Origin of the sequence: Stenotrophomonas sp. ISL-67, assembly GCF_018612915.1 — a bacterium.
Lineage (GTDB): Bacteria > Pseudomonadota > Gammaproteobacteria > Xanthomonadales > Xanthomonadaceae > Stenotrophomonas.
The window spans coordinates 14253-40311 of sequence record NZ_JAGGRL010000011.1 but is presented as its reverse complement, the minus strand read 5'-3'; the positions used below and the strand labels follow the sequence as shown (position 1 = coordinate 40311).

The 26059-nt window shown below is 66.4% G+C and carries 28 protein-coding genes; 11 read left to right on the top strand and 17 right to left on the bottom strand.

Features of this window, described 5'->3' with window-relative positions; genetic code table 11:
* The first annotated feature begins 3 nt into the window (after window positions 1-3).
* The 4 genes from J7J08_RS12340 to J7J08_RS12325 all read left to right on the top strand — a co-directional run bounded on the left by J7J08_RS12340 (window position 4) and on the right by J7J08_RS12325 (window position 3816).
* Complete coding sequence (locus J7J08_RS12340; RefSeq protein WP_214905931.1) at window positions 4-810, top strand: hypothetical protein; 807 nt, start codon at window positions 4-6, stop codon at window positions 808-810.
* Complete coding sequence (locus tag J7J08_RS12335; RefSeq protein WP_214905928.1) at window positions 807-2102, top strand: amino acid permease; 1296 nt, start codon at window positions 807-809, stop codon at window positions 2100-2102. Before J7J08_RS12340 ends, J7J08_RS12335 begins: the two co-directional genes overlap by 4 nt.
* A 96-nt stretch (window positions 2103-2198) precedes the next feature.
* A complete protein-coding gene (locus J7J08_RS12330) occupies window positions 2199-2561 on the top strand; it encodes a hypothetical protein (RefSeq protein ID WP_214905925.1) in 363 nt (120 codons plus the stop codon).
* A gap of 97 nt (window positions 2562-2658) precedes the next feature.
* Window positions 2659-3816, top strand: a complete 1158-nt coding sequence (locus J7J08_RS12325; RefSeq protein ID WP_214905922.1) for a PQQ-dependent sugar dehydrogenase — start codon at window positions 2659-2661, stop codon at window positions 3814-3816.
* 192 nt (window positions 3817-4008) lie between these two features.
* Here J7J08_RS12325 and J7J08_RS12320 read toward each other — a convergent pair whose 3' ends face one another.
* The 7 genes from J7J08_RS12320 to tsaD all read right to left on the bottom strand — a co-directional run bounded on the left by J7J08_RS12320 (window position 4009) and on the right by tsaD (window position 10781).
* Window positions 4009-4632, bottom strand: a complete 624-nt coding sequence (locus J7J08_RS12320) for a hypothetical protein (RefSeq protein ID WP_214905919.1) — start codon at window positions 4630-4632, stop codon at window positions 4009-4011.
* 135 nt (window positions 4633-4767) lie between these two features.
* The gene (locus J7J08_RS12315) at window positions 4768-6942 is read right to left on the bottom strand and encodes a glycoside hydrolase family 3 N-terminal domain-containing protein (RefSeq protein WP_214905916.1); all 2175 of its coding nucleotides are present in this window, start codon (window positions 6940-6942) and stop codon (window positions 4768-4770) included.
* A gap of 82 nt (window positions 6943-7024) precedes the next feature.
* Window positions 7025-8296: a mechanosensitive ion channel family protein gene (locus tag J7J08_RS12310; RefSeq protein WP_214905913.1), complete on the bottom strand. Its 1272-nt coding sequence runs from the start codon at window positions 8294-8296 to the stop codon at window positions 7025-7027.
* A 90-nt stretch (window positions 8297-8386) separates the two neighbouring features.
* Window positions 8387-8740 carry a dihydroneopterin aldolase gene (gene folB, locus J7J08_RS12305; protein WP_214905910.1) on the bottom strand — a complete coding sequence of 118 codons (354 nt, stop codon included), beginning with the start codon at window positions 8738-8740 and terminating at the stop codon, window positions 8387-8389.
* Window positions 8741-8990: 250 nt separating this feature from the next.
* Entirely contained in the window at window positions 8991-9464 is a 474-nt protein-coding gene (locus J7J08_RS12300) for a hypothetical protein (protein WP_214905907.1), read from the bottom strand.
* 2 nt (window positions 9465-9466) lie between these two features.
* Complete coding sequence (locus tag J7J08_RS12295; RefSeq protein ID WP_214905904.1) at window positions 9467-9661, bottom strand: hypothetical protein; 195 nt, start codon at window positions 9659-9661, stop codon at window positions 9467-9469.
* Window positions 9662-9755: 94 nt separating this feature from the next.
* Window positions 9756-10781, bottom strand: coding sequence for a tRNA (adenosine(37)-N6)-threonylcarbamoyltransferase complex transferase subunit TsaD (gene tsaD / locus J7J08_RS12290; RefSeq protein WP_214905901.1), 1026 nt, complete (start codon window positions 10779-10781; stop codon window positions 9756-9758).
* 167 nt (window positions 10782-10948) lie between these two features.
* Between tsaD and rpsU the strand changes: the two genes are divergently transcribed.
* From rpsU to J7J08_RS12260, 6 genes are all read left to right on the top strand, one after another.
* A complete protein-coding gene (rpsU, locus tag J7J08_RS12285) occupies window positions 10949-11164 on the top strand; it encodes a 30S ribosomal protein S21 (RefSeq protein ID WP_002808376.1) in 216 nt (71 codons plus the stop codon).
* Window positions 11165-11297: 133 nt separating this feature from the next.
* Window positions 11298-11744 (top strand): GatB/YqeY domain-containing protein, encoded by a 447-nt coding sequence (locus J7J08_RS12280; protein ID WP_214905898.1) that lies wholly within the window; start codon window positions 11298-11300, stop codon window positions 11742-11744.
* Window positions 11745-11823: 79 nt separating this feature from the next.
* Window positions 11824-12774, top strand: a complete 951-nt coding sequence (locus J7J08_RS12275; protein ID WP_214905893.1) for a YihY/virulence factor BrkB family protein — start codon at window positions 11824-11826, stop codon at window positions 12772-12774.
* Window positions 12775-12839: 65 nt separating this feature from the next.
* Complete coding sequence (gene dnaG, locus J7J08_RS12270; protein WP_214905891.1) at window positions 12840-14579, top strand: DNA primase; 1740 nt, start codon at window positions 12840-12842, stop codon at window positions 14577-14579.
* Window positions 14580-14600: 21 nt separating this feature from the next.
* Complete coding sequence (locus J7J08_RS12265) at window positions 14601-15182, top strand: protein tyrosine phosphatase family protein (RefSeq protein WP_343237731.1); 582 nt, start codon at window positions 14601-14603, stop codon at window positions 15180-15182.
* A 52-nt stretch (window positions 15183-15234) separates the two neighbouring features.
* On the top strand, window positions 15235-16221 hold the full coding sequence (locus J7J08_RS12260) for a bile acid:sodium symporter family protein (protein ID WP_214905888.1): 987 nt from the start codon (window positions 15235-15237) through the stop codon (window positions 16219-16221).
* 690 nt (window positions 16222-16911) lie between these two features.
* Here the strand turns inward: J7J08_RS12260 and J7J08_RS12255 are convergent.
* The 5 genes from J7J08_RS12255 to J7J08_RS12235 all read right to left on the bottom strand — a co-directional run bounded on the left by J7J08_RS12255 (window position 16912) and on the right by J7J08_RS12235 (window position 21368).
* The gene (locus J7J08_RS12255; RefSeq protein WP_251006622.1) at window positions 16912-17736 is read right to left on the bottom strand and encodes a calcium-binding protein; all 825 of its coding nucleotides are present in this window, start codon (window positions 17734-17736) and stop codon (window positions 16912-16914) included.
* A gap of 131 nt (window positions 17737-17867) precedes the next feature.
* On the bottom strand, window positions 17868-18761 hold the full coding sequence (cyoE, locus tag J7J08_RS12250; protein ID WP_251006621.1) for a heme o synthase: 894 nt from the start codon (window positions 18759-18761) through the stop codon (window positions 17868-17870).
* Window positions 18762-18765: 4 nt separating this feature from the next.
* Complete coding sequence (locus J7J08_RS12245; protein WP_214905882.1) at window positions 18766-19977, bottom strand: COX15/CtaA family protein; 1212 nt, start codon at window positions 19975-19977, stop codon at window positions 18766-18768.
* A gap of 10 nt (window positions 19978-19987) precedes the next feature.
* Window positions 19988-20563, bottom strand: a complete 576-nt coding sequence (locus tag J7J08_RS12240; protein WP_214905879.1) for a hypothetical protein — start codon at window positions 20561-20563, stop codon at window positions 19988-19990.
* Window positions 20564-20645: 82 nt separating this feature from the next.
* On the bottom strand, window positions 20646-21368 hold the full coding sequence (locus J7J08_RS12235; RefSeq protein WP_214905876.1) for an SURF1 family protein: 723 nt from the start codon (window positions 21366-21368) through the stop codon (window positions 20646-20648).
* Window positions 21369-21425: 57 nt separating this feature from the next.
* On the opposite strand from J7J08_RS12235, the gene J7J08_RS12230 reads away from it, so the two are divergent.
* On the top strand, window positions 21426-21644 hold the full coding sequence (locus tag J7J08_RS12230; RefSeq protein ID WP_038690924.1) for a twin transmembrane helix small protein: 219 nt from the start codon (window positions 21426-21428) through the stop codon (window positions 21642-21644).
* 9 nt (window positions 21645-21653) lie between these two features.
* On the opposite strand, the gene J7J08_RS12225 is transcribed toward J7J08_RS12230, so the two are convergent.
* From J7J08_RS12225 to coxB, 5 genes are all read right to left on the bottom strand, one after another.
* Window positions 21654-22532: a cytochrome c oxidase subunit 3 gene (locus J7J08_RS12225; protein WP_214905872.1), complete on the bottom strand. Its 879-nt coding sequence runs from the start codon at window positions 22530-22532 to the stop codon at window positions 21654-21656.
* 20 nt (window positions 22533-22552) lie between these two features.
* Window positions 22553-23134 carry a cytochrome c oxidase assembly protein gene (locus J7J08_RS12220; RefSeq protein WP_214905869.1) on the bottom strand — a complete coding sequence of 194 codons (582 nt, stop codon included), beginning with the start codon at window positions 23132-23134 and terminating at the stop codon, window positions 22553-22555.
* On the bottom strand, window positions 23131-23259 hold the full coding sequence (locus J7J08_RS13455; protein ID WP_285230680.1) for a hypothetical protein: 129 nt from the start codon (window positions 23257-23259) through the stop codon (window positions 23131-23133). Before J7J08_RS13455 ends, J7J08_RS12220 begins: the two co-directional genes overlap by 4 nt.
* 8 nt (window positions 23260-23267) lie before the next feature.
* Window positions 23268-24878 (bottom strand): cytochrome c oxidase subunit I, encoded by a 1611-nt coding sequence (gene ctaD / locus J7J08_RS12215; protein WP_214905867.1) that lies wholly within the window; start codon window positions 24876-24878, stop codon window positions 23268-23270.
* A 62-nt stretch (window positions 24879-24940) separates the two neighbouring features.
* The gene (gene coxB / locus J7J08_RS12210; protein WP_214905864.1) at window positions 24941-25882 is read right to left on the bottom strand and encodes a cytochrome c oxidase subunit II; all 942 of its coding nucleotides are present in this window, start codon (window positions 25880-25882) and stop codon (window positions 24941-24943) included.
* Window positions 25883-26059: the final 177 nt, after the last annotated feature.

The following is a 26059-nucleotide window of genomic DNA, read 5'->3' as shown; positions in this document are numbered from 1 at the left end:
CCGATGCTGTCGTTGCTGCGTTCCGCCGTTGCCGCCGTGCTGGTTGCCAGCGCCCTGCCCGCTGCCGCACTGGGTCCGCCGGTTGCGCCGGTGCAGGACACCCGCCAGATGATCGTGGTCACCACCGATGGCTGGGACGCTACCGCGGGGTCGCTGCAGGCATACACCTATGCCGACGCCAAGGGGTGGCAGCCGCATGGCGCGGCGTTTGCGGTGGCCGTGGGCCGCAACGGCAGCGCGTGGGGCGTGGGCCTGCGGCCGCGGCCGACCGATGAAGGCGCGCAGCAGCCGGGTGACCCGATCAAGCAGGAAGGCGACGGGCGCAGCCCGGCCGGCATGTTCTTCCTCGGTACCGCGTTCGGCTATGCCGGCAAGGGCAATACCGCGCTGCCCTATCAGCCGATGCTGGCCAGCTCCTACTGCATGGACGTGCCGGATTCGACGTACTACAACCGCATCGTCGATGCCGAGGTGGTGGGTGTGGAGGCGGTGGAAGGCTCCACCGAGCCGATGCGGCTGGACCTGCACAACAAAGGCGACATTCGCTATCGCGAGGGCTTCGTGATCGAGCACAACCCCGGCGGCGAAGCGGGCAAGGGCAGCTGCATCTTCGCCCACCTGTGGCGCACGCCGGGCGAGCCCACCGCCGGCTGCACGGCGATGCAGCCCGAACACATGCGCGCCCTGCTGTCGTGGCTGGACCCGGCGCAGAAGCCGATCTTCGTGCTGCTGCCGCGCGCGCAATACCAGCGCCTGCAAGGTGCATGGGCACTGCCTGCGCTGCCCGCGCGGATCGAGGCCGCGCGATGAGCAGCGCGCCCGAGCCGCAGCTGGAACGCGCGGTCAGCCGCTGGCAGATTGTCGGGTTGTCGATCAACGACGTGGTCGGCAGTGGCATCTACCTGCTGCCGGCGGCCACCGTACTGCTGCTGGGCCCGTTCAGCCTGTGGGGCGTGGTGGCGGCGGGCATCGTGGTGGCGCTGCTGGTGCTGTGCTACGCGCAGGCCGCCAGCTACTTCGATGAACCGGGCGGCAGCTACCTATATGCACGCGAGGCGTTCGGGCGCTTCGCCGGCTTCGAGATCGGCTGGATGATCTGGCTGACCCGGATCAGTTCGGCGGCGGCGCTGAGCAATGCGCTGGCCGATGCGGTGGCGCGGTTCTGGCCGTGGGCCGGGCACGACGTGGGCCGGGTGTTGGTGATCGTGGCTTCGCTGGGCTTCCTTACCGCGGTGAACGTGGCCGGGGTGCGGTCGGCGGCGCGTACCGGGATCGTGCTGGTGATCGGCAAGATGCTGCCGCTGCTGCTGTTCGTGGCGATCGGTGCATTCTACGTGGATACCGACCTGGCCTTCTCCGGCACCCGCCCGGACCCGCATGACCTGCAGCGCATGGGCGAAGCGGCGCTCCTGCTGCTGTATGCGTATGCCGGCTTCGAGAACATCCCGGCCGCGGCCGGTGAGTACCGCAACCCGCGCCGCGATATTCCGTTCGCGCTGATCACCATGATCATCACGGTGACGGTGATCTACGGCGCGGTGCAGTTCATCGCGCAGGGCACGCTGCCGGGCCTGGCCGATTCGGCCACGCCGCTGGCCGATGCGGCCGCCGGGTTCGGGGGCGAGGCGCTGGCGCTGATCCTCACGGTGGGTGCGACGATCTCCATCCTGGGTACCAACAGCAACACCATGATGATGGGCCCGCGCTTCCTGTTCGCGCTGGCGCGCGATGGGTACGGGCCGAAGCTGCTGGCGCAGGTGCATCCACGCTTCCGCACCCCGGCCGCGGCGATCATCACGCAGGGCTTGATCGCGCTGCTGCTGGCGCTGTCCGGCTCGTTCGTGCAGCTGGCGCTGCTGTCGATGACCACGCGCCTGTTCGCCTATATCGGCACGGCGGCGGCAGTGATCGTGCTGGCGCGCCGTTTCCGCGACCGGCCCGGTGCACTGAAGCTGCCGGGTGGCCCGCTGATTCCGATCCTGGCGCTGGTGCTGTGCCTGGCGTTGTTTGCCAGTGCCAGCTGGCAGAACATCGCGGCGGCGTTGATTGCGTTCGCGGTGGGCGGGGTGATTTACCTGTTGCCCCGCAAGGGCGAGGGTTGATGGGGGGCATCCCCCTTGATCCAACATTCACCCCACGCGCCCGTGGGGTTAACCGGGACACCGGTACGGTGAAGTCTCACCCCACCGGAGCCCCACATGAGCCCTGATTACCAGATTCCCGGCCGGGTGCCGGAAGACGCCGTGCCGCGCGAAGCGGTATCGGATTACTGGCGCGAGCGTTTCAGCGCCGAGCCGTACTACGACAGCGAGCAGCAGTTTGAGGACTACGAACCGGCCTATTACCTCGGTTACAGCTCGCGCCACACGCGGACCCGCGCAGACGAGGTCATCGAGGCCTACGAGCAGGTGGAAGCCGAACTGGAATCGCGCTGGGCGCGTGAACAGGCCACCAGCAAGCTGACCTGGGCCCAGGCCCGCAACGCAGTGCGTCGCGGCTGGGACGAGTCCACCACCCTCAACCAGGCCCACCTGGACAAAGGCGTACCGCGCGGTACCTGAGTACGGCGCGGCAAGGGTGACGTATGGTCCACGCCCCGCTGATGGCCATGGTGTACAACAGCGGCTGGCCATTCGCGTCCCCGTCCGGAGATTTCCCATGACCCGCCGCCTGCTGCTCAGCCTTGCCCTCGCCGCCACCCCGGCCCTGTTCACCACCGCCTGCGTGGCCGCCGATACGCCCAGCGCAGCATCCGCGCCCGCGCTGGAGAAAGCGCAATGGCCGTTCACCGCGACTGAGTTCGCAACGTTCGACCAGCCCTGGGCGATGAGCTTCCTGCCGGATGGCAGCCTGCTGGTCACCGAGAAACAGGGCACGCTGAAGCACTTCAATGTGGCCACCCGCAAGAGCGCGGAGATCACGGGCGTGCCGAAGGTGGCCTACGGCGGCCAGGGCGGCTTCGGCGACGTGCTGCCGCACCCGCAGTTCGCCACGAATCAGTTCGTGTACCTGAGCTACGCCGAAGAAGGTGAGGACGACACCCGCGGCGCTGCGGTGGGTCGCGCCCGGCTGGTGCTGGCCGCCGATGGCAGTGGCACGCTGGAAGACTTCAAGGTGATCTGGCGCCAGACCCCGAAGGTGGAAGGCAAGGGTCACTACGGCCACCGCCTGGCGTTCGGGCCGGACGGCAAGCTGTGGATCACCTCCAGCGAACGCCAGAAGTTCGACCCGGCGCAGGACATGTCCGGCAACCTGGGCAAGATCATCCGCCTCAACGACGACGGCAGCGTGCCGGCCGACAACCCGTTCGCCTCGCAGGGTGGCGTGGCCACGCAGGTGTGGTCGCTGGGCCACCGCAACGCGCTGGGCATCGCCTTTGATGCGCGCGGCAAGCTGTGGGTGCACGAGATGGGCCCGGCCGGTGGCGATGAGCTGAACCTGATCAAGCGCGGCGCCAACTACGGCTACCCGATCGTGTCCAACGGCAACCATTACGACGGCCGCGACATCCCGGACCACAGCACGCGCCCGGAATTCGAGGCACCGAAGGTAACCTGGACCCCGGTGATCTCGCCGGCCGGTTTCATCATCTACAGCGGCACACTGTTCCCGGAGTGGACCGGCAGCGGCTTCATCGGCGGCCTGTCCTCCACTTCGCTGGTACGGGTGGCGTTCGACGGCGACAACGCGCGTGAAGCCGAGCGGTTCCGGATGGGCGAGCGCATCCGCGAAGTGGAACAGGGCCCCGATGGCGCGATCTGGCTGCTGGAAGATGGCAGCAACGGCAAGCTGTTGAAGCTCACCCCGAAGGGGTGATGGAGATTGCGCCGGGCAATGCCCGGCGCCTTCTGGACGGCCGTGTCGCGCGGGGACGAACGCCGGTAGGGGCGGTTCCCAAACGACGATGTGCATGGATGCACGCGTGGTGCGGCCGCAGGATGCGGAGGAGCACCACTGCCGTTACGTCATCAACATCCGGTAACGCATGACCTTCAACGAAGGTACGCGTCATTGCCCGATATTGTTGACCTTCACGTCGGTCTTCGTGCATTCCTTGTCCAGGCACGTGCCGTTGATCCACACCTCGCCCTGGCCCAGCATCACGCCCTGCCCGTTGACGAACAACGTGTCGAACTTCTGCCCGGCAATCAGCCTGGCCAGCGTCGGGGTCACGATCTTGTCGTAGTCGCGCTGGAAGGCGGCGGCATCGGCCAGGTTCTGGTCCTTGCCACCGATGGTGACCCGGACGGGGTAGCGCATGAGGCCGGCCACGGCAGCGCGATCACCTGCGGCTACGCCACGCTGCAGTTGGTTGAACACGCTTTCGTACGGCGCGGCATCACCGAGCAGCTTGGTGATGCGTTCGCGTGCGCCGCCTTCGGTTCCGCTCGACGCGTCAGCGGGCGCGGCCGCCGAGTCCGTCCCCGCCACCGGCGGTGCCGTGTCCGGCGTGGGCGCGCTGCCGGGTTCCACCACATCCGGAGACAAGCCCGCCTGCGGCGCATCTTCAGCGGCAGTGGGCGTGGTGGCCGGTGGCGATGTCGATGGCGCCGCCGCCTCATTGGCCGGCGGCGTGGGCTGGCTGCAGGCAGCGAGCATCAACGTGGGAAGCAGGATCGTGATCAGGCGCATGCGCAGCTCCTTGAAGGTACCAAGCCCCACCCTACCCGAAGCCCTGTCACCCCCCGATGACGGGTAGTGCCAGGCCCTGCCTGGCAACCGCGCGGTGACAGCTCGCAGGATCGCCGGGCAGAGCCCGGCGCTACGTCACTCAGCCAGCAGCTCGAACACCACCGGCTCACCACTCGCCGACGACGCGCACACCCAGAGATCGAACTGGCCCGGCTCGGCACGGAACACGCCGTCACGGCCGGTGAAGCCGAGCGCGTGGCGATCCAGGGTGAAGCGCACGTCAGTGCTCTCGCCCGGCTGCAGCGCCACTTTGCGGAAGTCCTTCAGCTCACGCACCGGCCGCACGCGGCTGGCCACGCGGTCGTGGATGTACAGCTGCACCACTTCCTCACCCGCCACCGCACCGGTGTTGGTCAGCGTGGTGGTGATCTCCAGCGTGTCGTCCCATCCCAGCTGCGCATTACCCAGCTGCGGCACGCCGTACTTGAACGTGGTGTAGCCCAGGCCATGCCCGAACGGGTACAGCGCGGCGTTCGGAATTTCGCGCCAGCGTGCCTTGAACTCCGACATGGTCGGCAGTTCCGGGCGACCGGTGCGCGGGTGGTTGTAGAAGAACGGCTGCTGGCCGGACACCTGCGGGAAGCTCACCGGCAGGCGCCCGGAGGGGTTGTAGTCGCCGAACAGCACATCGGCCACGGCCGGGCCGGTCTGCGTGCCCAGGTACCAGGTGATGGCCACGGCCTGCGCATTGCGCACCGCGCCCTGCAGTGCCAGCGCACGACCGTTGCGCAGCAGCACCACCAGCGGCTTGCCGGTCATCGCCACGGCTTCGGCCAGCGCCTGCTGCGCCGCCGGCAGGGTGATTTCCACCCGCGACTGCGCTTCACCGCTGTAACGCTGCGGTTCGCCCAGCGCCAGCACCACTACATCCGCGCGCAGCGCAGCGGCCACGGCCTGTTCGATGCCATCCTGCACGGCCGCTTCCAGCTCGCAGCCGGGTACGATCTCAAGCAGGCTCTCATCGCTGATCGCTGCGCGCACGCCGGCTTCCAGGGTGACATAGCGCGCCTTGTCGCCGAACAGCGTCCAGCACCCTTCGATGTTGTCGCGGTCCTGCACGAACGGGCCGATCAGGGCGATCTTCTGCCCGGCCTTGCGCAGCGGCAGCACGTTGCCTTCGTTCTTGAGCAGCACGATGGAACGGCGCGCGGCATCGCGCGAGAGTTCGTCGTGCGCGGCGATGTGCGAGGTATCGGCTTCGCGCGCCGGGTCCAGCGAACGGTACGGGTCGTCGAACAGACCGATCGCTTCCTTCAGGTTGAGGATGCGGCGCACCGATTCATCCAGCGTGCTCATCGGCACCTCGCCGCTGTCGATCAGGCCCGGCAGGTGTTCGGCGTAGAAGCCGCTCTGCATGCTCAGGTCCAGGCCGGCGGTGAACGCCTTGGCGGTGGCGTCGCGGTCATCGGCCGCATAGCCGTGCGCCACCAGCTCCATGTCGGCGGTGTAATCGGAGATCACCACGCCGGGGAAGTTCCACTCACCGCGCAGGATGTCGGTGAGCAGTTCGGCATTGGCGCTGGCGGGCACGCCGTTGATGTCGTTGAAGGACGACATGACGGTGATCGCGCCGGCTTCGAAGGCGGCCTTGAACGGCGGCAGGTGCACGTCGCGCAGGGTCTGCGGCGAGATGTCCACCATGTTGTATTCCATGCCGGCCATCACCGCGCCGTAGGCGGCGAAGTGCTTGGGCGTGGCCAGCAGCGCGTCGGCCGCGCGCAGGTCCGGGCCCTGGAAACCGCGCACGCGGGCGGCGGCGAACGCACAGCCCAGCACCACGTCTTCGCCGGCGCCTTCGGCGCCACGGCCCCAGCGCTGGTCGCGGGCGATGTCCACGGCCGGGGCATAGGTCCAGTGCAGGCCGGCAGCAGTGGCCTCGACCGCAGTGGCGCGCGCGGTGCGCTGGGCCAGGTCCGGTTCGAAGCTGGCCGCTTCACCGAGCGGAATCGGGAACACGGTGCGCATGCCATGGATGACATCGGCGGCCAGGATCACCGGAATGCCCAGGCGGCTTTCTTCCAGCGCCACCTGCTGGATGCGGCGGCCGGCTTCGACGCCTACGCCGTTGAACAGCGAGCCCACCTTGCCCTCGCGCACCTGCTGCAGCACCTGGTCGGCATTGCTGACATTGGCTTCGGGGTTCACGTCCGGCGCGAACGGCCGGACCATGTCCGCGAACACACCCAGCTGGCCGACTTTTTCTTCGACGGTCATCTGGGCAATGAGGGTTTCGATGCGATCGGAGGCCACCGGCTATCCTTATGAAAACGTTTACAAGGCCGGGATTCTAGCGTTCCCGGCGCCACCAAAGCAAAGCGGGGGGCACAGGAGCTTACTCTGCGGCGGCCCGCTGCTGCTGTGCCGCCATCAGCATGGCATCGCTGGAGGCCTGGAACACACGCAGCCCGAACGCCGGCAGGATCGCCAGCAGGTGGTCGAACACATCCGACTGGATGCCTTCGTAGCCGGCCCAGGCGGTGGTGCGGGTGAAACAGTACACCTCCAGCGGCAGGCCTTCGGTGGTGGGCTGCAGCTGCCGTACCAGCAATGTCATATCCGTATGGATGCCGGGGTGTTGGCGCAGGTAGCGCTCCACGTACGCGCGGAAGGTGCCCAGGTTGGTGACCCGGCGCGCATTGACCGCCGCCACGCCCTGGGCCTGCAGCTGCGTGTTCCACTGGGTGAGCTCGGCCTGCTTTTCACGCAGGTAGTCGCCCAGCACCGCGAACTGTTCCAGCCGCTGCAGCGCCTGCGCGTCCACGAAGCCCACGCTGTGCTGGTCCAGGTACAGCGCGCGTTTGATCCGGCGCCCACCGGCTTCCTGCATGCCGCGCCAGTTCTTGAAGGATTCGGTGACCAGCTTCTTGGTCGGGATGGTGGTGATGGTCTTGTCCCAGTTCTGCACGGTGATGGTGTGCAGGGCGATGTCGATCACATCGCCGTCGGCGTTCTGGCTGGGCATTTCGATCCAGTCGCCCAGCCGCACGCGGCCATCGCCGCTGATCTGCACGCTGGCCACCAGCGACAGGATGGTGTCCTGGAAGATCAGCATCAGCACGGCGGTGGCGGCGCCCAGGCCGGTGACCAGCGGGCCCACCTTCAAACCCAGCAGTTCAGAAACGATGACCAGCCCCGCCGCCACGAAGACCACGATCTTCACGACCTGCAGGTAGCCCTTGATCGGCTTGTTGCGTGAATCCGGACGGCGTTCGTACAGCTCGTTGGCCGCATCCAGCGCGTGCGAGATGGCCAGCGCGACCGTCAGTGCCGCCCAGGCCGTACAGGCACCAATGATGAACTTCACCAGTTCCGGCGGCAGGTCCGGCACGATCCGGATGCCGGCGCCGATGACCATGCTGGGCACCACGTTGGCCAGCCGCGAGATCACCCGCAGGTTGCTGGCGCCCTCGCTGCCGCCGTTGCCCGGCAGGCGGCGCACCAGCCGGCGCAGGCCGCGCAGCAGGATGCGCTTGGTGACGAAGTTGGCCAGCCAGGCGGCAAGGGCCAGGGCGCAGAGCACGATGGTCGTGTAGGCCCAGGGCCAGGGTTCGAGGGTGTTTTGCAGGTTTTCGAGCAGCTGTACTGCGATTACGGCGTCTACCATCGTGTGTCGGTTTCTCTTGAGAGTGCGAGGGCCGACTAACAGTCGGCGCTACCCGGCGCTACCCGGCGTGCGGGGACGTGTGGCGGTGCTTCAGCCGGCGCTTCTTTCGATGATGACGCCGACTGCCTTGGCGCCACGGACCGCGCCGGGCTTGCTGAGCTTCAGGCGCAGCCACTGCACGTTGAATTCGCGCAGCACGATTTCGGCGATGCGTTCGGCCAGGGTTTCGACCAGGCCGAAATCGGACTCGCGCACGAACTGCTCGATCCGCTTGCTCACGGCCTTGTAGTTCAGGGTGTCGGCGATGTCGTCGCTGGCCGCCGGCTTACGGTTGTCAAAGCCCATTTCCAGGTCGAAGCGCAGGGTCTGGCGGATCCGCCGTTCCCAGTCGTAGATCCCGATCAGGGCATCGATCTCCAGCCCTTCGATGAATACCTTGTCCATAGGAGTGCCACGTTAAAGATGGCGTCCATGGTAACGGGGCAGGCCCGAACGTGCCTCGAACCGGCGGCGCGGAATCACGAATATCGGCCAGAAACGACAAAGGGCCCCTTGCGGGGCCCTTTGCTTGAATCTTGTCCCCGGGGGGAGATAGGGTACCGATCCGCGAGTCCCGGTGGCGCGTGAAATCAAGGTATCAGTGTGGGCGGTGATAGCAACTGGCACTGTCCTGTTTCGGGAGAGGGCTAACAGTTCAGTCCACTCGAGCCTTCACTTCGTAGCCGAATACGTCAGCCGCCAAACCCACAAAGCCGATTCGGGTGCCGTAGAGCACCACCGCAACAAGCGCAATGACCGCAACGGCCAATAGATTGGCCAGCAGACTTTCCCCAACCGCACGGAAGAGCGGCTTCGCTTTCTGTAGTTGTTGAGTCAGTTCCTGCTGGTACTGGCGCCCAAGATCCTCGGCGGCACCCTGCAGCAACTCTCCGGAAAGGACCTGAAGTGCCTGCTCTGCCTCTGAGCGGTAGGCGTCGATGCGGAGACCGAGATTCGAGCTGACAATGAAGGCCCATACCTCCTCCTCAGTCGGCTCCCGCCTTTTTTCAGCGCGAACGGCCTGGATGAAGCTCAACTTATCCCGCTTGTACAGTGCATACGCGACATGCCCCACCATATCGCCCTCATCCTTCACCAACGTGCCGTAGGTGAGATGCGGCCCGCTCACGATTACCGCCGCTTCAATGAGTTGAAGGCAACACGACCCGCCTGGTTGATCTGCTCCGAAGTCAACTGGAGCGAGATGACGCTACCCGGTGCACTGCCGATGAAGCTCCCCGTGGCGCGAACACCGGACATGAGGCGCGTGTTGGCGTCCCTTACAGCGCCGATGGTGACGACTTTCTTGAGATCGATTTTGAACATGGTCACTCCTCGTTCCCGACAGCATGAAGCGCGAGGCGGGCCAAATCTGCTGCATCCATCTCAGTATCAATGAAATCGATGGAACTGCAGTGCGCTACACCGCCGGCAGCGTCGCCATGTCCCAGCGCGGGGTGACCTGCACCTGTGGCGGATTGTGCTGGCCCGCTTCCAGCCGCAGTGCGCCGGCGAAGGCGATCATGGCGCCGTTGTCGGTGCACAGCGACGGGCGCGGGAAGCAGGCGCGGCCGCCACGGCGCTCTGCCATCTGCTGCAGCCGGGCCCGCAGGCGCTTGTTGGCGCCCACGCCGCCGGCCACCACGATCACGTCGGTGCCGGCCGCATCCAGCGCGCGCTCGCACTTGATCGCGAGCGTTTCGACCACGGCATCTTCAAAGCCACGTGCGATGTCGGCGCGGGTCTGCTCGCTCTGGTCGCTGTCGCGCCAGGCCAGCAGGACCTGGGTCTTGAGGCCGGAGAAGCTGAAATCCAGCCCGGGCCGGTCGGTCATCGGGCGGGTGAACTTGAACCTGCCCGGGGTGCCCTGTTCGGCCAATGCAGCCAGCTGCGGGCCACCCGGGTACGGCAGGCCCATCAGCTTGGCAGTCTTGTCGAAGGCTTCGCCGGCGGCATCGTCCAGGGTCTCGCCAAGCAGGCGGTACTGGCCGATACGATCCACCGCCACCAGCTGGGTGTGCCCGCCTGACACCAGCAGGGCCACGAACGGCGCCTCCGGCGGGTCGTCTTCCATCAACGGGGCCAGCAGGTGACCTTCCATATGGTGGACACCCACCGCCGGCACGTCCAGCGCCCAGGCCAGCGAACGGGCCACGCCAGCCCCCACCAGCAGGGCGCCGACCAGCCCCGGGCCGGCCGTGTAGGCCACCCCGTCGATGTCGTTCACGCCCAGCCCGGCCTCGGCCAGCGTCTGGCGGATCAGTGGCAGCAGTTTGCGCACATGGTCGCGGCTGGCCAGTTCAGGCACCACCCCGCCGTATTCGGCGTGAAGGGCGATCTGGCTGTATACGGCATGGGCGCGCAGGGCGTCCGGGCCGACCACGGCGGTGTCATACACCGCCACGCCGGTCTCATCGCAGGAAGATTCGATACCAAGGACTCGCATAACCGGTATTATGGACCTCTTGAGGCCTTGGCAGACGTACCGCCAGCGCGCCCTTCACTACCCCAGGCCAGGAACTTTGCCGGGGTGGGTTGCAAGTTCTTTTGTCGCCGCTATAATGTGCGGCTCTCACCGGGCGTGACCCGGTTCTACTGTGTCCCGGAGATTCCATGCCCAGCGTTAAAGTCCGCGAGAACGAGCCCTTCGAGTTTGCGCTCCGTCGCTTCAAGCGCACCTGCGAAAAGGCCGGCGTGCTGGCCGAAACCCGCAAGCGCGAGTTCTACGAAAAGCCGACCCAGGAGCGCAAGCGTAAGGCTGCTGCTGCTGTGAAGCGTCAGCTGCGCCGCTCGTCGCGCGACGTCACCAAGCGTCAGCGCCTGTACTGATCGGACGCAACTTCGATGCGGCAGGCATGTCCTGTCGCGGCGGAGCCGAAGCCGGAACGCGCGAGCGTTACCGGCTTTTTGCGTTTCCATCGATCCAGTTCCTGCCCCACCCTTTCACCGAACGAGGTGTTCCATGAGCCTGAAGCTGCAGCTCACCGACGACATGAAGGCCGCCATGAAGGCGGGCGAAAAGCACAAGCTGGGCGTGATACGCCTGATCAACGCCGCCATCAAGCAGCGTGAAGTGGACGAGCGCATCGAGCTGGATGACGCCGCCGTGATCGCCGTGCTGGACAAGATGGTCAAGCAGCGCAAGGACTCGGTCAGCCAGTTCGAAGCGGCCAACCGTGAGGACCTGGCGCAGATCGAGCGCGACGAGCTGGCGGTGATCGACACCTACCTGCCCGCCAAGATGGGCGAAGCCGAGATCCAGGCCGCCATCCAGGCCGCGATTGCAGAGACCGGCGCGGCCAGCGCAGCCGACATGGGCAAGCTGATGGGCGCGCTGAAGCCGAAGCTGGCAGGTCAGGCCGACATGGGCCTGGTCTCCAAGCTGGTCAAGGCGCACTTCGCCGGCTGATATTGATGCGGGCAGCGACCCCACGGTTGCTGCCCGCGTTTCACCCGGTCTTCGAACCGGGCCTGCTAGAAATCCAGGCATGTCTTCCCTGCCGCCTTCTCCCGCGCCCGAGTCCGTGCACGATCCTTCCCACGTTCCGCCCCGCCTGCGCAAGTACGTGGACCGGCTTGAACGCAGCTTCCCGGTTGCCGTGGGCAAACGCTTCGTCGATGTGGACGTGCTGAGCCAGGCCGCGTCGGTGTCTTTCTATGCGCTGCTGTCGATGGCCCCGCTGCTGGTGCTGCTGCTGTGGCTCACCGCCTCGCTGTACCCGCCCGCGCAGCAGGCGCTGATCGGCCAGATCAACGACGTGGCCGGCAGCAGTGCGGCCAGCGTGGCCGACACCGTGCTCAAGAACGCTGACAGCCAACCCTCCATGGGTTCGCTGGCCGGGATATGGAGCACGCTGCTGCTGTTCATCGGCGCCACGGCCGTGTTCGCCCAGCTGCAGAACGCGCTCAACCTGATCTTCAACACCAGCGGCGAGCGCCTGGACGGCATCGTGGCCTGGCTGCGCAAGCGCGTGTTCTCCTTCGGCGTGGTGCTGGCACTGGGCTTCCTGCTGATCCTGTCGATGACCGCCACCACCATGCTGCAGGTGGCCTTCGCGCAGCTGCCCTCGGTATTGCCGGCGATCGGTTACCTGACCAGCCTGCTGCTGTATACGGTGGGCTTTGCCTTCCTTTACCACTACCTGCCGGACCGCCGCGTGGCCTGGCGCCAAGCCTTCATCGGCGGGGTAATCACCTCGGCGCTGTTCGCACTGGGCCGCTACGCGATCGGGCTGTACATCGCCACGGTGGCGCCGGGCAGCGCCTATGGTTCGATGGGCGCGCTGGTGATCTCGCTGGTGTGGATCTACTACGCCACGGTGGTGTTCTTCGTGGGCGCACTGATGACGGCGGTGATCGATGAGCGCCTGCGGGCGCGCTTCCACCTGGCCGAGGCCGGCATCGTGCCGCCGAAACCGGGCGAAGGCACCGCCAGCTAGTAGACTAGCGGGGTCCCCCGCTTCCGTGCGTGGCCGTTGCCGGCCGTGCCCCTTGCCTGCTGCCCATGGCCCGTATCCCCGACGCATTCATCGACGACCTGCTGGCCCGCTCCGACATCGTCGAAGTGGTGGGCAGCCGCGTGCCGTTGACGCGCCAGGGCAAGGAATATTCGGCACGTTGCCCGTTCCATGACGAGCGCTCGGCCTCGTTCACGGTGTCGCCCACCAAGCAGTTCTACCACTGCTTCGGCTGCGGCGCGCACGGCACCGCGATCAGCTTCCTGATGAACTACGACCGCCTGGAGTTCCTCGACGCGGTCGATGAGCTGGCCAAGCGCGTGGGCATGGAAGTACCGCGCGATACGCAGCCGCGCACCGCCCAGCAGCAGGACGACAGCCGCGAGCTGTACGCCGCGCTGGATGCGGCCACGCGCTTCTTCCAGAAGTCGCTGGAAGGCAGCGACACCGCCCGTGCCTACCTGGACCAGCGTGGCGTGGATGAAGAGAACCGCACGCGCTTTGCGATCGGTTACGCGCCCGATGGCTACAGCGCGCTGAAGGATGCGCTGGGCAAGGACGAGCGGCGCATGAAGCTGCTCGACCGCGCCGGCCTGTTTTCCAAGAACGACCGCGGCCATGTCTACGACAAATTCCGCGACCGGGTGATGTTCCCGATCTTCGACCGGCGCGGGCGCGTGATCGCCTATGGCGGCCGGGTCATGGCGGCACCTGCTGACGGCCGGGACGCCGGCCCCAAATACCTCAATTCGCCGGAAACCGCGCTGTTCCACAAGGGCCGCGAACTGTACGGCCTGTGGCAGGTGCGCCAGGCCAACCAGAAGATCGAACGGCTGATCGTGGTCGAGGGCTACATGGACGTGGTCTCGCTGTTCCAGTTCGGGGTCACCCAGGCGGTGGCCACGCTGGGCACCGCGACCACGCCCGACCACGCCGAGCTGCTGTTCCGCAACGCGCCGGATGTGTTCTTCTGCTTCGACGGCGACGCCGCCGGCCGCCGCGCCGGCTGGCGTGCGCTGGAATCGGTGCTGCCGCGCATGAAGGACGGCCGCCAGGCGTTCTTCCTGTTTCTGCCCGATGGCGAAGACCCGGACACCATCGTGCGCAAGGAAGGCAAGGACGGTTTCGACGAGCGCCTGAAGCAGGCCACGCCGTTGTCGCAGTTCTTCTTCGACGAGCTCACCCGCGAAGTGAACATGGCCACGCTGGATGGCAAGGCGCGGTTGGCCGAGCGCGCGCGGCCGATGCTGGCGCAGATTCCCGATGGCGCCTTCGGTGACCTGATGAAGCAGCAGCTGGCCACGCTGACCGGGCTCGGGGCCAAGCCGTCCGCAACGCCGGTGTCGCGCCCGCCTGCACGTGCGGTGGCACCCGCGCCGCGGCGCAGCCTGGTGCGCGCGGCGATTGCGATCCTGCTGCAGCAGCCGTCGCTGGCGATGACGCTGGAAGGTCACCACTTCAGCGGCCTGCGCCTGCCTGGCGTGGAACTGCTGATCGAACTGCTGACCCTGGTGGAACAGCGCCCGGACATCAGCACCGGCGCGCTGCTGGAGCATTTCGACGGCCGCGAAGAGCAGGAGTCGCTGCACAAACTGGCCGCGCAGACGCTGCCCGGCGATGAGGCGATGTGGAACCAGGAATTGCACGATGCGGTGGCGCAGCTGGAAAAACAGCTGTTGCTGCAACGTCTTGAGGAGCTTCAGGCAAAGCAGCGGCAACAGGGCCTGGACGATACTGACAAGTACGAACTGCGCGAGCTGTTGAAGGCCCGCGCCACGCTGCGTTGACGGATCGAGGAGGAAGGTGACGTGATGCGACGATGGAACCGCCCCGCCTTCTTCAGTGCCTGCGTGATGTGCCTGGTGTTGCTGGCTGCGGAGAGCAGCGGGGCAGAGCCCCGCTCTACCTCGGTGGGTGCCGGCGTAGAGCGGGGCTCTGCCCCGCTGGCCGAAGCCAAGGTTCCCACCGCCTTCAAACACCCCACCAAAACCCTCTACACCGCCGGCCAACCCACCGCAGCCCAGTTGCACCAGTCCGCAGCCGCCGGCATCACCACCGTTATCGACCTGCGCCAACCCGGCGAAGCCCGCGGCTTCGACGAAACCGCCACCACCACCGCCCTCGGCCTGCACTACGTTCGCATCCCCGTGGCCGGCGCCGCAGGCCTTACCCCCGCCAACGTGCAGGCGCTGCAGACCGCACTGACCCAGGCCAACGGCCCGGTGCTTCTGCACTGCGCCTCCGGCAACCGCGTCGGCGCACTGCTGGCGCTGATGAAAGCGCAACAGGGCGCATCGGTCGGCGACGCCCTGCAGTTTGGCCGCGAGGCCGGCATGACCTCGCTGGAAGCACAGACCCGCGCCCTGCTCGAGCAGGACACCGCGCGTTGATCCTGCTGCCGCGTCACCCCCTTTCTCCCTGCTCTACAGGAGCCTGCCCACCATGACCCGCTGGTGGTCGCGCCTGCGACCGGACAACTTCACCCTCGCCCTGCTCGGTACTGTAGTGCTGGCTTCGTTCCTGCCGATGCGCGGCCCCGCCGCGATGGTGCTCGACGACGTCACCGACGTGGCCATTGCCGCGCTGTTCTTCCTGCACGGTGCGCGCCTGCCGCGTGAATCGATCATGGGCGGGCTGCTGCACTGGCGCCTGCACCTGACCATCCTGGCCTGTACCTTCGTGCTGTTCCCGCTGTTCGGGCTGGCGTTCAAGCCGCTGGATGGATGGCTGCTCACCCCCGAGCTGTACATCGGCGTGCTGTTCCTGTGCGCGTTGCCCTCCACGGTGCAGTCATCGATCGCGTTCACCTCGCTGGCGCGCGGCAACGTGCCGGCTGCTGTGGTCAGCGCATCGTTGTCGAGCATCCTCGGCGTGTTCCTGACCCCGTTGCTGCTTGCCCTGCTGGCCGGCACCGCCGGCGGCATGCACAACCCCGGCCAGGCGATCCTGGGCATCATGCTGCAGCTATTGGTGCCGTTCGTGGCCGGCCATTTGCTGCGGCCGTGGATTGCGCGCTGGGTGCAACGGCAGCGTGCGCTGCTGCGCTACACCGACCAGGGCACGATCCTGCTGGTGGTGTATTCGGCGTTCGGCGAAGCGGTGAACGAAGGGTTGTGGAGCAAGACGCCCCTGCTCTCGTTGCTTGCCGTGGCAGTGGTCGCAGCGGTACTGCTGGGCATCGCCATGCCGCTGATCAACCTGCTGGCACGGCGGTTGGGCTTCAACCGCGAAGACCGCATCACCATCCTGTTCTGCGGCTCGAAGAAGAGCCTGGCCACCGGCGTGCCGATGGCGAAGATTCTGTTCGCCGGCGGCAGCCTGGGCGCGATCGTGCTGCCGATCATGATCTACCACCAGATCCAGCTGATTGTCTGCGCGGTGGTGGCGCAGCGGTATGCGCGCGATCCAGTCGAGCCACCGACGGGGTAACCGCGGACCGGGAACCCGCGGTAGGGTCGCTCGATAGACGACCGCCGATACCGGTGATCGGCCGATGGTGGGCGTGATGCCGAACGACATCGGCCGTTCGACGCACCTTCGGCAAAGGTCATGCCGACATCGTGCTGATCGATATTATCGGAGGTCGTCTGTCGAGCGACCCTACCGGAGGACAGTACGTGGAAGAGTTGAGCCGTTATCGCCGTCGTATCAATCTTTCACAGCAGCGGCGATCTGTTGCAACACGTTGGCTTTTTGCTCCACGTCGCCTTCCCCGATAGCGATCAGCGAGTAGGCCTTGTTTTCCCCTGCCCATTCCAACGTTGCGCGGCTGCGCCCAAGATCATCCGAGACTTGTTCCAGCGATCTGTGCTCGGATCGGATTCAGCGAGGACGGCCAACATCGAGTCTGCACGTCGCAATCAGTGATGTTCGGTCGACGGCGAGGATGGTTCAGGCGTTACCAGCGTTTCCGGTATTCCTCTGGCACAGTCCATGCCACCCACGCATTGCTGAGCGGCCCGCCGGTGATCGCCGATGGTGGGCGCGGTTGCAAACGGGGCCGGCGTTTCCTAACGTCACCTCCGGCATGGTTCATGCCCCACCGCGCAGATCGTCTTTACGTGCGGTCGTTTGGGAAGCGACCCTACCAGGGCACTGCACACCTGGGAATCGTCAGCGTCACGGGTCGGTCAGCGTGCCCACGCTCAACTCCGGCAGATACACCCACACGTCGTAGGACCGATCCGCATCCGTTTCGACGAGCGGATCACGTGCCGGCCGCTCAATCAGCTCGACCGCGCGGCAAGGCTTCATGCAGCCCCAGGACTGGCCACGCAGCGCTTCCACGCGCACGCTGTACAGCGGCAGGTCCAGCAGGTGCGCGGCCATGGTGCGTTGCTGCATCTCCGGCGGCGCATCCGCCGGGGGGCTGCGCATCGCGTGCACGTTGCCGGCCAGCACCAGCATGCGCGCCGCGTTGGGCAGTGCGTTGAACTGCTGGCGCAGGTGCGTGGCCATCGCCGCATCGCGTTCCTCGCTGCTGTCGGTCGAGCCGGTTTCCACGTCGTAGCCAGCCACACCCACATCACGCCCCTGCATCCGCAGCGTGCGCAGGGTTTCGATCAACGCCAGCATGTCACGGCTGCGCCGCCCATCGTGCTGGTCGTTGTCCACCTTCCAGAAGGGCGAGCTGCGCAGTGCCTCGCGCGCCGCGGCGTCGCCGTCGGAGCGCAGGTACCGGGCCAGCGCCACATTCTCGCTCATCGGCAGTTCCAAGCCCAGGCGCACCGGCGCGTGGTCGCGGCTGTAGCGTTCCATCAGGTCGGCCACCAACAGGGGCGTTTCGGCGGTCCCGTGGTATTCGCCCAGCACCACCATGCGGTGGTCGGCCGCCAAGGTCATGATCTGCGTGGCCGTGCCATCCACGCGCGTTGTGGTGGCGGCAAAGGCGGTTCCGCACATCATCGAAGCTGCGACCACGGCCATCCAGGTCCATCGTTTCATGCCGTCACGTCCTGTTGGGGTCATGAATGCAATGGCGACGCGATTCCCGGATTCAAGGCGGGGCGCACGCAATGGCCATATTCCACCCAGGACCCGTTCGTAGCGCCGGGCTCTGCCCGGCTGCCTTTCGATCACAGGAACGGCAGCATCCAATGGTCCACCATCAGGAACGCGAACAACGCCATCAGGTAGACGATCGAGTAGCCGAACATCTTCATCGAGAACAGCTCGTCCGGCGGGTTGAGCATGCGCCAGGCGTACCAGAGGAACACGGCGTTGAGCACCACCGCGCCGCCCAGGTAGAACAGGCCGCTCATGCCCACCACGGTGGGCAGGATGCTGACGATGGCCAATACGATGGAATAGACCAGGATCGACTTGCGGGTGTACACCACGCCGTGGGTGACCGGCAGCATCGGGATCTTGGCCTTGGCGTAGTCCTCGCGGCGGAAGATCGCCAGTGCCCAGAAATGCGGCGGGGTCCAGATGAAGATGATGAGCACCAGCAGCGAGGCATACGCCCAGTCCCACGGACCCTGCATGCCGGTGATCGCGGCCCAGCCCAGCAGCGGCGGCGTGGCGCCGGCAAGGCCGCCGATGACGATGTTCTGCGAGGTCGCGCGCTTGAGGTACACGGTGTAGATCACCGCGTAGCCAATCAGCGACGCGAAGGTCAGCACGGCGGTGATGACGTTGACCCACAGCACCAGGATGGTCATCGACAGCACGATCAGCGCGCCGGCAAACACCAGCACCTGCCACGGCTTCACCTTGCCCACCACCAGCGGCCGCCACGAGGTGCGCGCCATCTGCGCGTCGATCTGCGCGTCCAGCAGCTGGTTGATGGCCGCTGCGGCCGATGCTGCCAGCCAGATGCCAAGGAAGCCCAGCGCGCCGCGCACGGCCTGCTCGGCCGTGGGCAACGCGGGGATGGCCAGGAACATGCCCACCAGCGCGGTGAACACGATCAGCGCCACCACCTTCGGTTTGGTCAGATCCCAGTACTGACGATAGTTGTTGGCCATGGGATCAGCCCACATTCCCGACGGTAGCGCCGACCGTTGGTCGGCTGCCTTCCGCATCCGGCGCCCGCAGCCGCGCCAGCAGCGTAACCAGCACGAACAACAGCGCCACCGCCCCACCGCTGTGCGCCACCGCCACTTCCAGCGGCACCGCCAGCTTCACGTTGAGGACGCCCAGGGTGATCTGCAGGAGCACCAGCAGGCCGAGCGCGCTGGCCCAGCCGCGCATGCTTGGCAGCCGGTACAGGCGCACCGCCAGCCACAGCAGGTACACCGCCACCACCACCGCGAACAGGCGGTGCGCCATCTGGATCGCAATGCGCGAGGCGCCATCCAGCACGCCCCCTTCGTAATCCACGCCGATGCCACGCCACAACGTGAAGCCTTCCTTGAAGTCGTGCGGCGGCCACCACTGGCTCACGCAGCGCGGGAAATTATCCAGCGAAGCACTGCCGCCGCCGCAGGCCAGCGCCGCATAGTTGGCGCTGACCCAGCCGCCGAGCGCGATCTGCAGCACCAGCACCGCCACGCCAATGCGCAGCAGCCATTTCAGCTTCGGTGCCTCGACCAGGGTGATCGGCATGTGCGTGGCGCGCCATGCCATCCACACCAGCAGGCCGAACATCAGCATGCCGCCGAGCAGGTGGCCCATCACCACGAGGGGCTTGAGCAGCAGGGTAACCGTCCACATGCCCAGCAGCGCCTGGAAGATCACCACCGCCAGGGTCAGCAGCGCAGCGCGCGCCAGGTCGATGTTGTTCCAGCGCAGCGCGGCGATCAGCAGGATCACCTCGCCGGTGATGGCCAGGACGCTCGCCGACACGTGATGCCCCAGCATGTACAGCGGTATGCCGGTAGCCACCAGCACGCACGCGGTGACCACCGCCGTGGTACCCCAGTTGCGCCGACGCACGGCCAGCAGCGCCAGGGTGAGGATTTCAATGCCCAGCGCACCCGCCAGGAAACGGTGCACCTGCTCGCGCCACGCCTTGTGGGTTTCCAGCGGACGGATCTTGGCCGCTTCGTGGCCGATCACCTCCTGCGCATGCTGCGGCCAGGTCACGCGGCCATAGCAGGTCGGCCAGTCCGGGCAGCTCAGGCCGGCATCGGACAGGCGCACGAACGAACCGAACATGATCGTGCTGGCCGTCATGATCAGGGCGAACCACGCCAGACGGTGGAAATTGCGATGCAGCGCCGGGCGCGCGGTGGGGTTCATCAAACGGAACTCACTTCAGTTTCAACAGCGTGGCCATGTCCTTGCGCAGACCGGCCAATTCGAATCCCGGCGCATACCGCATGATCACGAACCCGTTCGGGTCGATGACATACACAGGCGTGCCGGCGGCGTCATCCACGGCGGGCAGCACGGCACGCAGGTTTGGCTGGGGGGCCAGCACGCGCAGGGCGGGGTTGCCCTGGACCTCGGCCGGCGGCGTACCCAGCCACAGGATCTCGACATTATCGGCCCTATGGCCGAACAGCTGCCACACCTTGTCCAATCCCTGCGACAAAGTGACGCACTCGGCCGCGCAGCCCGGCGCGGGCGCCACGAGGATGCGCCACACGTGCGCATCGGGGTTCCACGGGTAAGGTTCGCCATTGGCCAGGGTGGGCGGCAGCGCGCGCGCATCCACCGCGGGGGTGAACACCTCACCGGTATTGCGGTGGGCGGCCGGCTGCCAGCCGGCGAAGCGCAGCACGCCGGCCAGCGCCATCGCGCCGAAGAACAGGCCTAACAGCGCGACCAGGGTCCAGCGACCACGGTTGCGGGCCTTGAGCTGTTCCGGGGTGATGGCATTCATGTGCGGGATTTTCTCACGGTTGGATGGGGTGTGCCGGCGGTGCGGACGGTATTGGGCTGCCTGGGCCGGCCAACGGCCGACGCTACCGGGGAGAGCGTCGCCGGGAGCGCCATTCAAGGATCAGTGCGACGATCAGGACAGTCAGCGCCAGGGCGAACCATTGCACGGCGTAACCGAGATGGCGGCTGGGCGGCATCGTGTTGGGCAACAGGTCCAGGTCGCGGGCATAGCCGCCTGGCAGCGCGGGATCCAGGCGCAGGACCGCGCTGCGCAGGCTGCGCGGTGGCAGGCTCAGCGTGGCGGCTACCTCGCCGGGCGGCATGCGGTTGGCCAGCCAGACGCCGGGCTGCGGTGCCGGCGCCAGCGCCAGGCCCAGCGCGATGCCGGTTGCCGGGGGCGGCGCCAGCAGGCCGGCAATGCGCGCGGCCCCGTCACGCGGGGTGATCGTGGGCAGCGTGCGGTCGGCCGGCATCGGCAGCCAGCCCAGGTCCACCAGTACCACCGCCCCCCCGTCGCTGCGGAACGGCTGGTACACCTTGATGCCGGCGCGGCCTTCGCGGGTCTGGTTGTCCAGCAGCAGCGTGCCCGGCAGGAAGCTGCCGTGATCCTCCACCCAGCGCAGTTGCGGCGGCGCGGCCTGCGCATCGGCCAGGCCCAGGGTCTGCGCGCGGGCCGGCAGCTGTTGGTCCAGAAGGGCCTGCTTTTCATGCATGCGTTGCAGTTGCCAGCGGCCCAGCTGGCAGAACCCGATGATCACCACGACCGCCGCCGCCCAGCCGATCAGGCGCGTGTGCTTGCGCATCATGACAACGCCGGCAAAACGCGGTCAGATAGGCGTATCCGCCCTGTCCTGGAGCCGCGCATGAATGATTCGTTGAAGACCTTGCTGGTAATCGCGTTTCTGATCGTCATCGTCTGGAATCTGGGCGCCGGGCTGTACTACCTGCTGGTCGACCGCGGCCAGACCAAGCGCACCGTCAATGCGCTCACCCGCCGCATCGCGGTGTCGGTGGCGCTGATCGCGCTGGTGGCCATCGGCATCTACAGCGGCTGGATAAAGCCGCATGGCATTGGCGGCTGACGCCTGGCGCTACAGCACGTAGACGAACAGGAACAGCATCAACCACACCACGTCGACGAAGTGCCAGTACCACGCGGCCGCTTCGAAACCGAAGTGGTTGTCGCGGGTGAAATGCCCTTTCGCCGAACGCAGCCACATCACCGCCAGCATGATCGTACCCAGCAGCACGTGGGCACCGTGGAAGCCGGTGAGCATGAAGAACGTGGACCCGTAGATGCCCGAGCCCAGGGTGAGGTTGAGTTCCTTGTAGGCGTGGATGTATTCCTCGGCCTGCAGCACCAGGAAGAACACGCCCAGCGCCACGGTCAGCCCCAGCCACACCAGCAGCTGGCGGCGGTGGCCGGCCTTGAGCGCGTGGTGGGCGATGGTGAGGGTGACACCGGAGGTAAGCAGGATCAGGGTGTTGATCAGCGGCAGGCCCCAGGCCGGAATGGTCTGGAAGTGGCCGCCAATGGCGCCGGGGCCGTTGGTGGGCCACGCGGCGGAATAGCCATCCCAGAGCAGTTCGTTGGTCATCACCCCGTCGCCCTCGCCGCCCAGCCACGGCAGGCCCAGGTTGCGGGTGTAGAACAGCGCGCCGAAGAAGGCACCGAAGAACATCACCTCGGAAAAAATGAACCACACCATGCCCATCCGGAACGAGCCGTCGACCTGGTGGTTGTAGTGGCCGGCCTGCGATTCGCGCACCACGTCGCTGAACCACCAGAACAGGGTCAGCACCAGCATGGCGATGCCGGCGTAGAAGGTCCACTTGCCCCAGCCGGCATCATTGAGCCAGCTGGCCACGCCCACCATGGTCACCATCATCGCGATGGAGCCGATGAAGGGCCACTTGCTGTGCGTGGGTACGAAATACACGTTGGCATCGGGGCTGTGCTGGGTGGCCATGATCGGTATCCGGGTACGTATCAGGGTGCCGAGCGCGCGGTGGCCGGCGGGGTCGCCGTGACCAGCTGCGCCGACAGCGCATCGTTCTTGTAGAACGTGTAGGACAGGGTGATGGTCTTGATGTTGGCCGGCAGGTCCGGGTCGACGATGAAACGCACCGGCATGTCGCGTTTCTCACCGGCCACCAGGGTCTGCGCGGTGAAGCAGAAGCATTCGGTCTTGCTGAAGTAGCCCGAGGCCTTGGCCGGGGCCACCGACGGCACCGCGCTGCCGACCAGCGCGCGGTCGCTATCGTTGCGCGCGTAGTACAGCGCTTCGTTGAGCTCGCCGGGCACCACGTCCATGGTCAGCTGTTCGGGATGGAAGGCCCACGGCAGCTTGGAGTTCACGCCGCCATCGAACTGCACCCGCACGGTGCGCTTGGCCGCGCCGGGGGCACCGACCGCCGCTGCGCCGGGGCCGCGTTCCAGCCGCACGCCGAACACTTTCTCGCAGGCGATGCGGTACAGCGGCACCAGCGAGAAGGTGAGCACGAACACCGCCACCGCCACCGCGATCAGGCGCGGCAGCCCGGCATGCGGTGCGGGGCGGGGGTCGTTCATCGGCCCAGCACCCCGCTCAGGATGAAGCCGACGTAGACCAGAATGGCCACCGCGCCCACCCACAGCGCGGTGCGCCGCGCGCGCTGGCGGCGAAGGGCAAGATCCTGCTGGTGGACGTCATGCATGGCAGACCTCAGTGGGTGATGTCGTCATGGGCCAGATCGCCCGGGCGGATGGTCGGCGGCACGGTAAAGGTATGCGCCGGTGCGGGTGACGGAATCGTCCATTCCAGCCCGCGCGCGCCTTCCCAGGAGCGGTCAGCGGCCTTTTCGCCGTTGCGCAGCGAGGCGATCAGGATCGCGGCCATCATGAACGGGGTCACGAACATGCCGAACGCGCCAATGGAGCTGATCAGGTTCCAATCGGCGAACGCCACGCTGTAATCGGGAATGCGGCGTGGCATGCCGGCCAGGCCCAGGAAGTGCTGCGGGAAGAACAGCAGGTTCACGAACACGATGGACCACCAGAAGTGCACCTTGGCCCAGAACTCGCTGTACATGCGCCCGGTCCACTTCGGCCACCAGTAGTACACCGCTCCGATCAGCGCGAACACCGCGCCGGTGACCAGCACGTAGTGGAAGTGCGCCACCACGAAGTAGGTGTCGTGGTACTGGAAGTCGGCCACCACGATCGCCAGCATCAGGCCGGAGAAGCCACCGATGGTGAACAGGATCACGAAGGCCACCGCCCACAGCATGGGCGCCTCAAAGGTGAGCGAACCGCGCCACATGGTGCTCACCCAGTTGAACACCTTTACCCCGGTGGGGATGGAGATCAGCATGGTGGCGAACATGAAGTAGATTTCGCCACCCAGCGGCATGCCCACGGTGAACATGTGGTGGGCCCAGACGATGAAGGACAGGAAGGCGATCGCAGCGATCGCGTAGACCATGGCCTGGTAACCGAACAGCGGCTTGCGGCTGAAGGTGGGGATGATCTCGCTGACCACGCCGAACGCCGGCAGGATCATGATGTACACCTCCGGGTGGCCGAAGAACCAGAAGATGTGCTGGAACATCACCGGGTCGCCACCGCCGGCGGCGTTGAAGAAGCTGGTGCCGAAGAACTTGTCGGTGAGCAGCATGGTCACCGCACCGGCCAGCACCGGCATCACCGCGATCAGCAGGAACGCGGTAATGAGCCAGGACCAGCAGAAGATCGGCATCTTCAGCAGGTCGATGCCCGGCGCGCGCATGTTGAGCACGGTGGCGATGATGTTGATGGCGCCCATGATTGAGCTGATGCCGGCCACGTGGATGGCAAACACGGTGAACGCCACGTTGTAGCCGCCCTGCAGCGACAGCGGCGGGTACAGGGTCCAGCCGCCTGCCGGCGCCCCGCCGGGCAGCAGGAAGGTGAGCAGCAGCAGGCTGAAGGCCACCGGCAGCAGCCAGAACGACCAGTTGTTCATGCGCGGCAGCGCCATGTCCGGCGCGCCGACCTGCAGCGGGATCATCCAGTTGGCCAGGCCGACGAACGCCGGCATGACGCCACCGAAGATCATGACCAGCGCATGCACGGTGGTGAGCTGGTTGAACATTTCCGGCTTGACGAACTGCAGGCCGGGTTGCATCAGCTCGGCCCGGATGATCACGCTCATCGCCGCGCCGATAATGAACATGATGAAGCTGAAGAGCAGGTAGAGCGTGCCGATGTCCTTGTGGTTGGTCGAGAAGAACCAACGTTCGAAGAACGACTGCTGATGCCCGTGATGCCCGTCGTGATCAACTGCGGAATGCGCCATCGCCACTACACCTCGTTGGTTCTGGTATCAGCGCGCACCGTGCGGCGCGCGCGGTTCGGTTCTCAGGCGTTTTCAGGCGCCGGTGCAGGTGCAGGTGCGGCTTCAGGTGCGGGCGCCGCCGGGGCCGAAGGGGCAGGCGTGGCTTCCGGCGCGGCGGGTGCCGGTGCAGGGTCCGGCGCCTTGGGCCGCTTTTCGGCCAGCCACTTCTGGAAATCTTCCCTGGACACCGCCTCCACCACGATGGGCATGAAGCCGTGGTCCTTGCCGCACAGCTCGGCGCACTGGCCGCGGTACACGCCGACCTTTTCGATGTTGGTCCAGGCTTCGTTGACGAAACCGGGAATGGCATCCTGCTTCCAGCCCAGCGCCGGCACCCACCAGGCGTGGATCACGTCATCGGAGGTGATGACGAACCGCACCTTGGTGTCGACCGGCAACACCAGGCGGTTGTCCACGTCGAGCAGATAGTGCGGGTGGCTGTCGCGGTCGGGCACCTTGCCGCTCTGCCGCATGCGGTCCGATTCGCGGTCGAGGCGACTGGTGAACGTGACCTCTTCACCCAGGTATTCGTACTTCCACATCCACTGGTAACCGGTGACCTTGACGGTCATTTCGGCATCGCGGGTGTCGTAGAACTTGATCAGGTTGGCCGTGGCCGGCCACGCCATCACCACCAGGATGATCACCGGAATCACGGTCCAGACGATCTCGGCCCGGGTGTTGTGGCTGAAGGTGGCGGCAACCGCGCCTTTGGATTTCCGGAACTTGAAGATGGCATAGAACATCGCGCCGAATACCAGCACGCCGATGACCGTACACACCCACAGCGAGAACATGTTGGATTCCCAGGCCAGCCGCGAGCTCTGGGTGACCCCCTTGCCCATGTTCAGCTGCCACGGAACCGGGTCGGCCGATTGGGCCCACGCCAGTAGCGGCGCCATCAGCGCTGCCCCACATCCCACTGCCTTTGCGAACTGCGTGCCCCACTTTCTGCGTTGCTTCATTGCCTAGACCCTTAGCGTCGTCGGTTGCAGCCATCGCTGGCCACTAGCAAGCCTTCTGGTTCTCTCTTCCCGCCGACGATCAGCCCCCACCCCATGGGGGTATGCACTGAACACCGGCGGTCGACCGGGTGCGGGTTCATCTCCGCACACACCGTTCATTCGAGCGTCCGTGGGGGA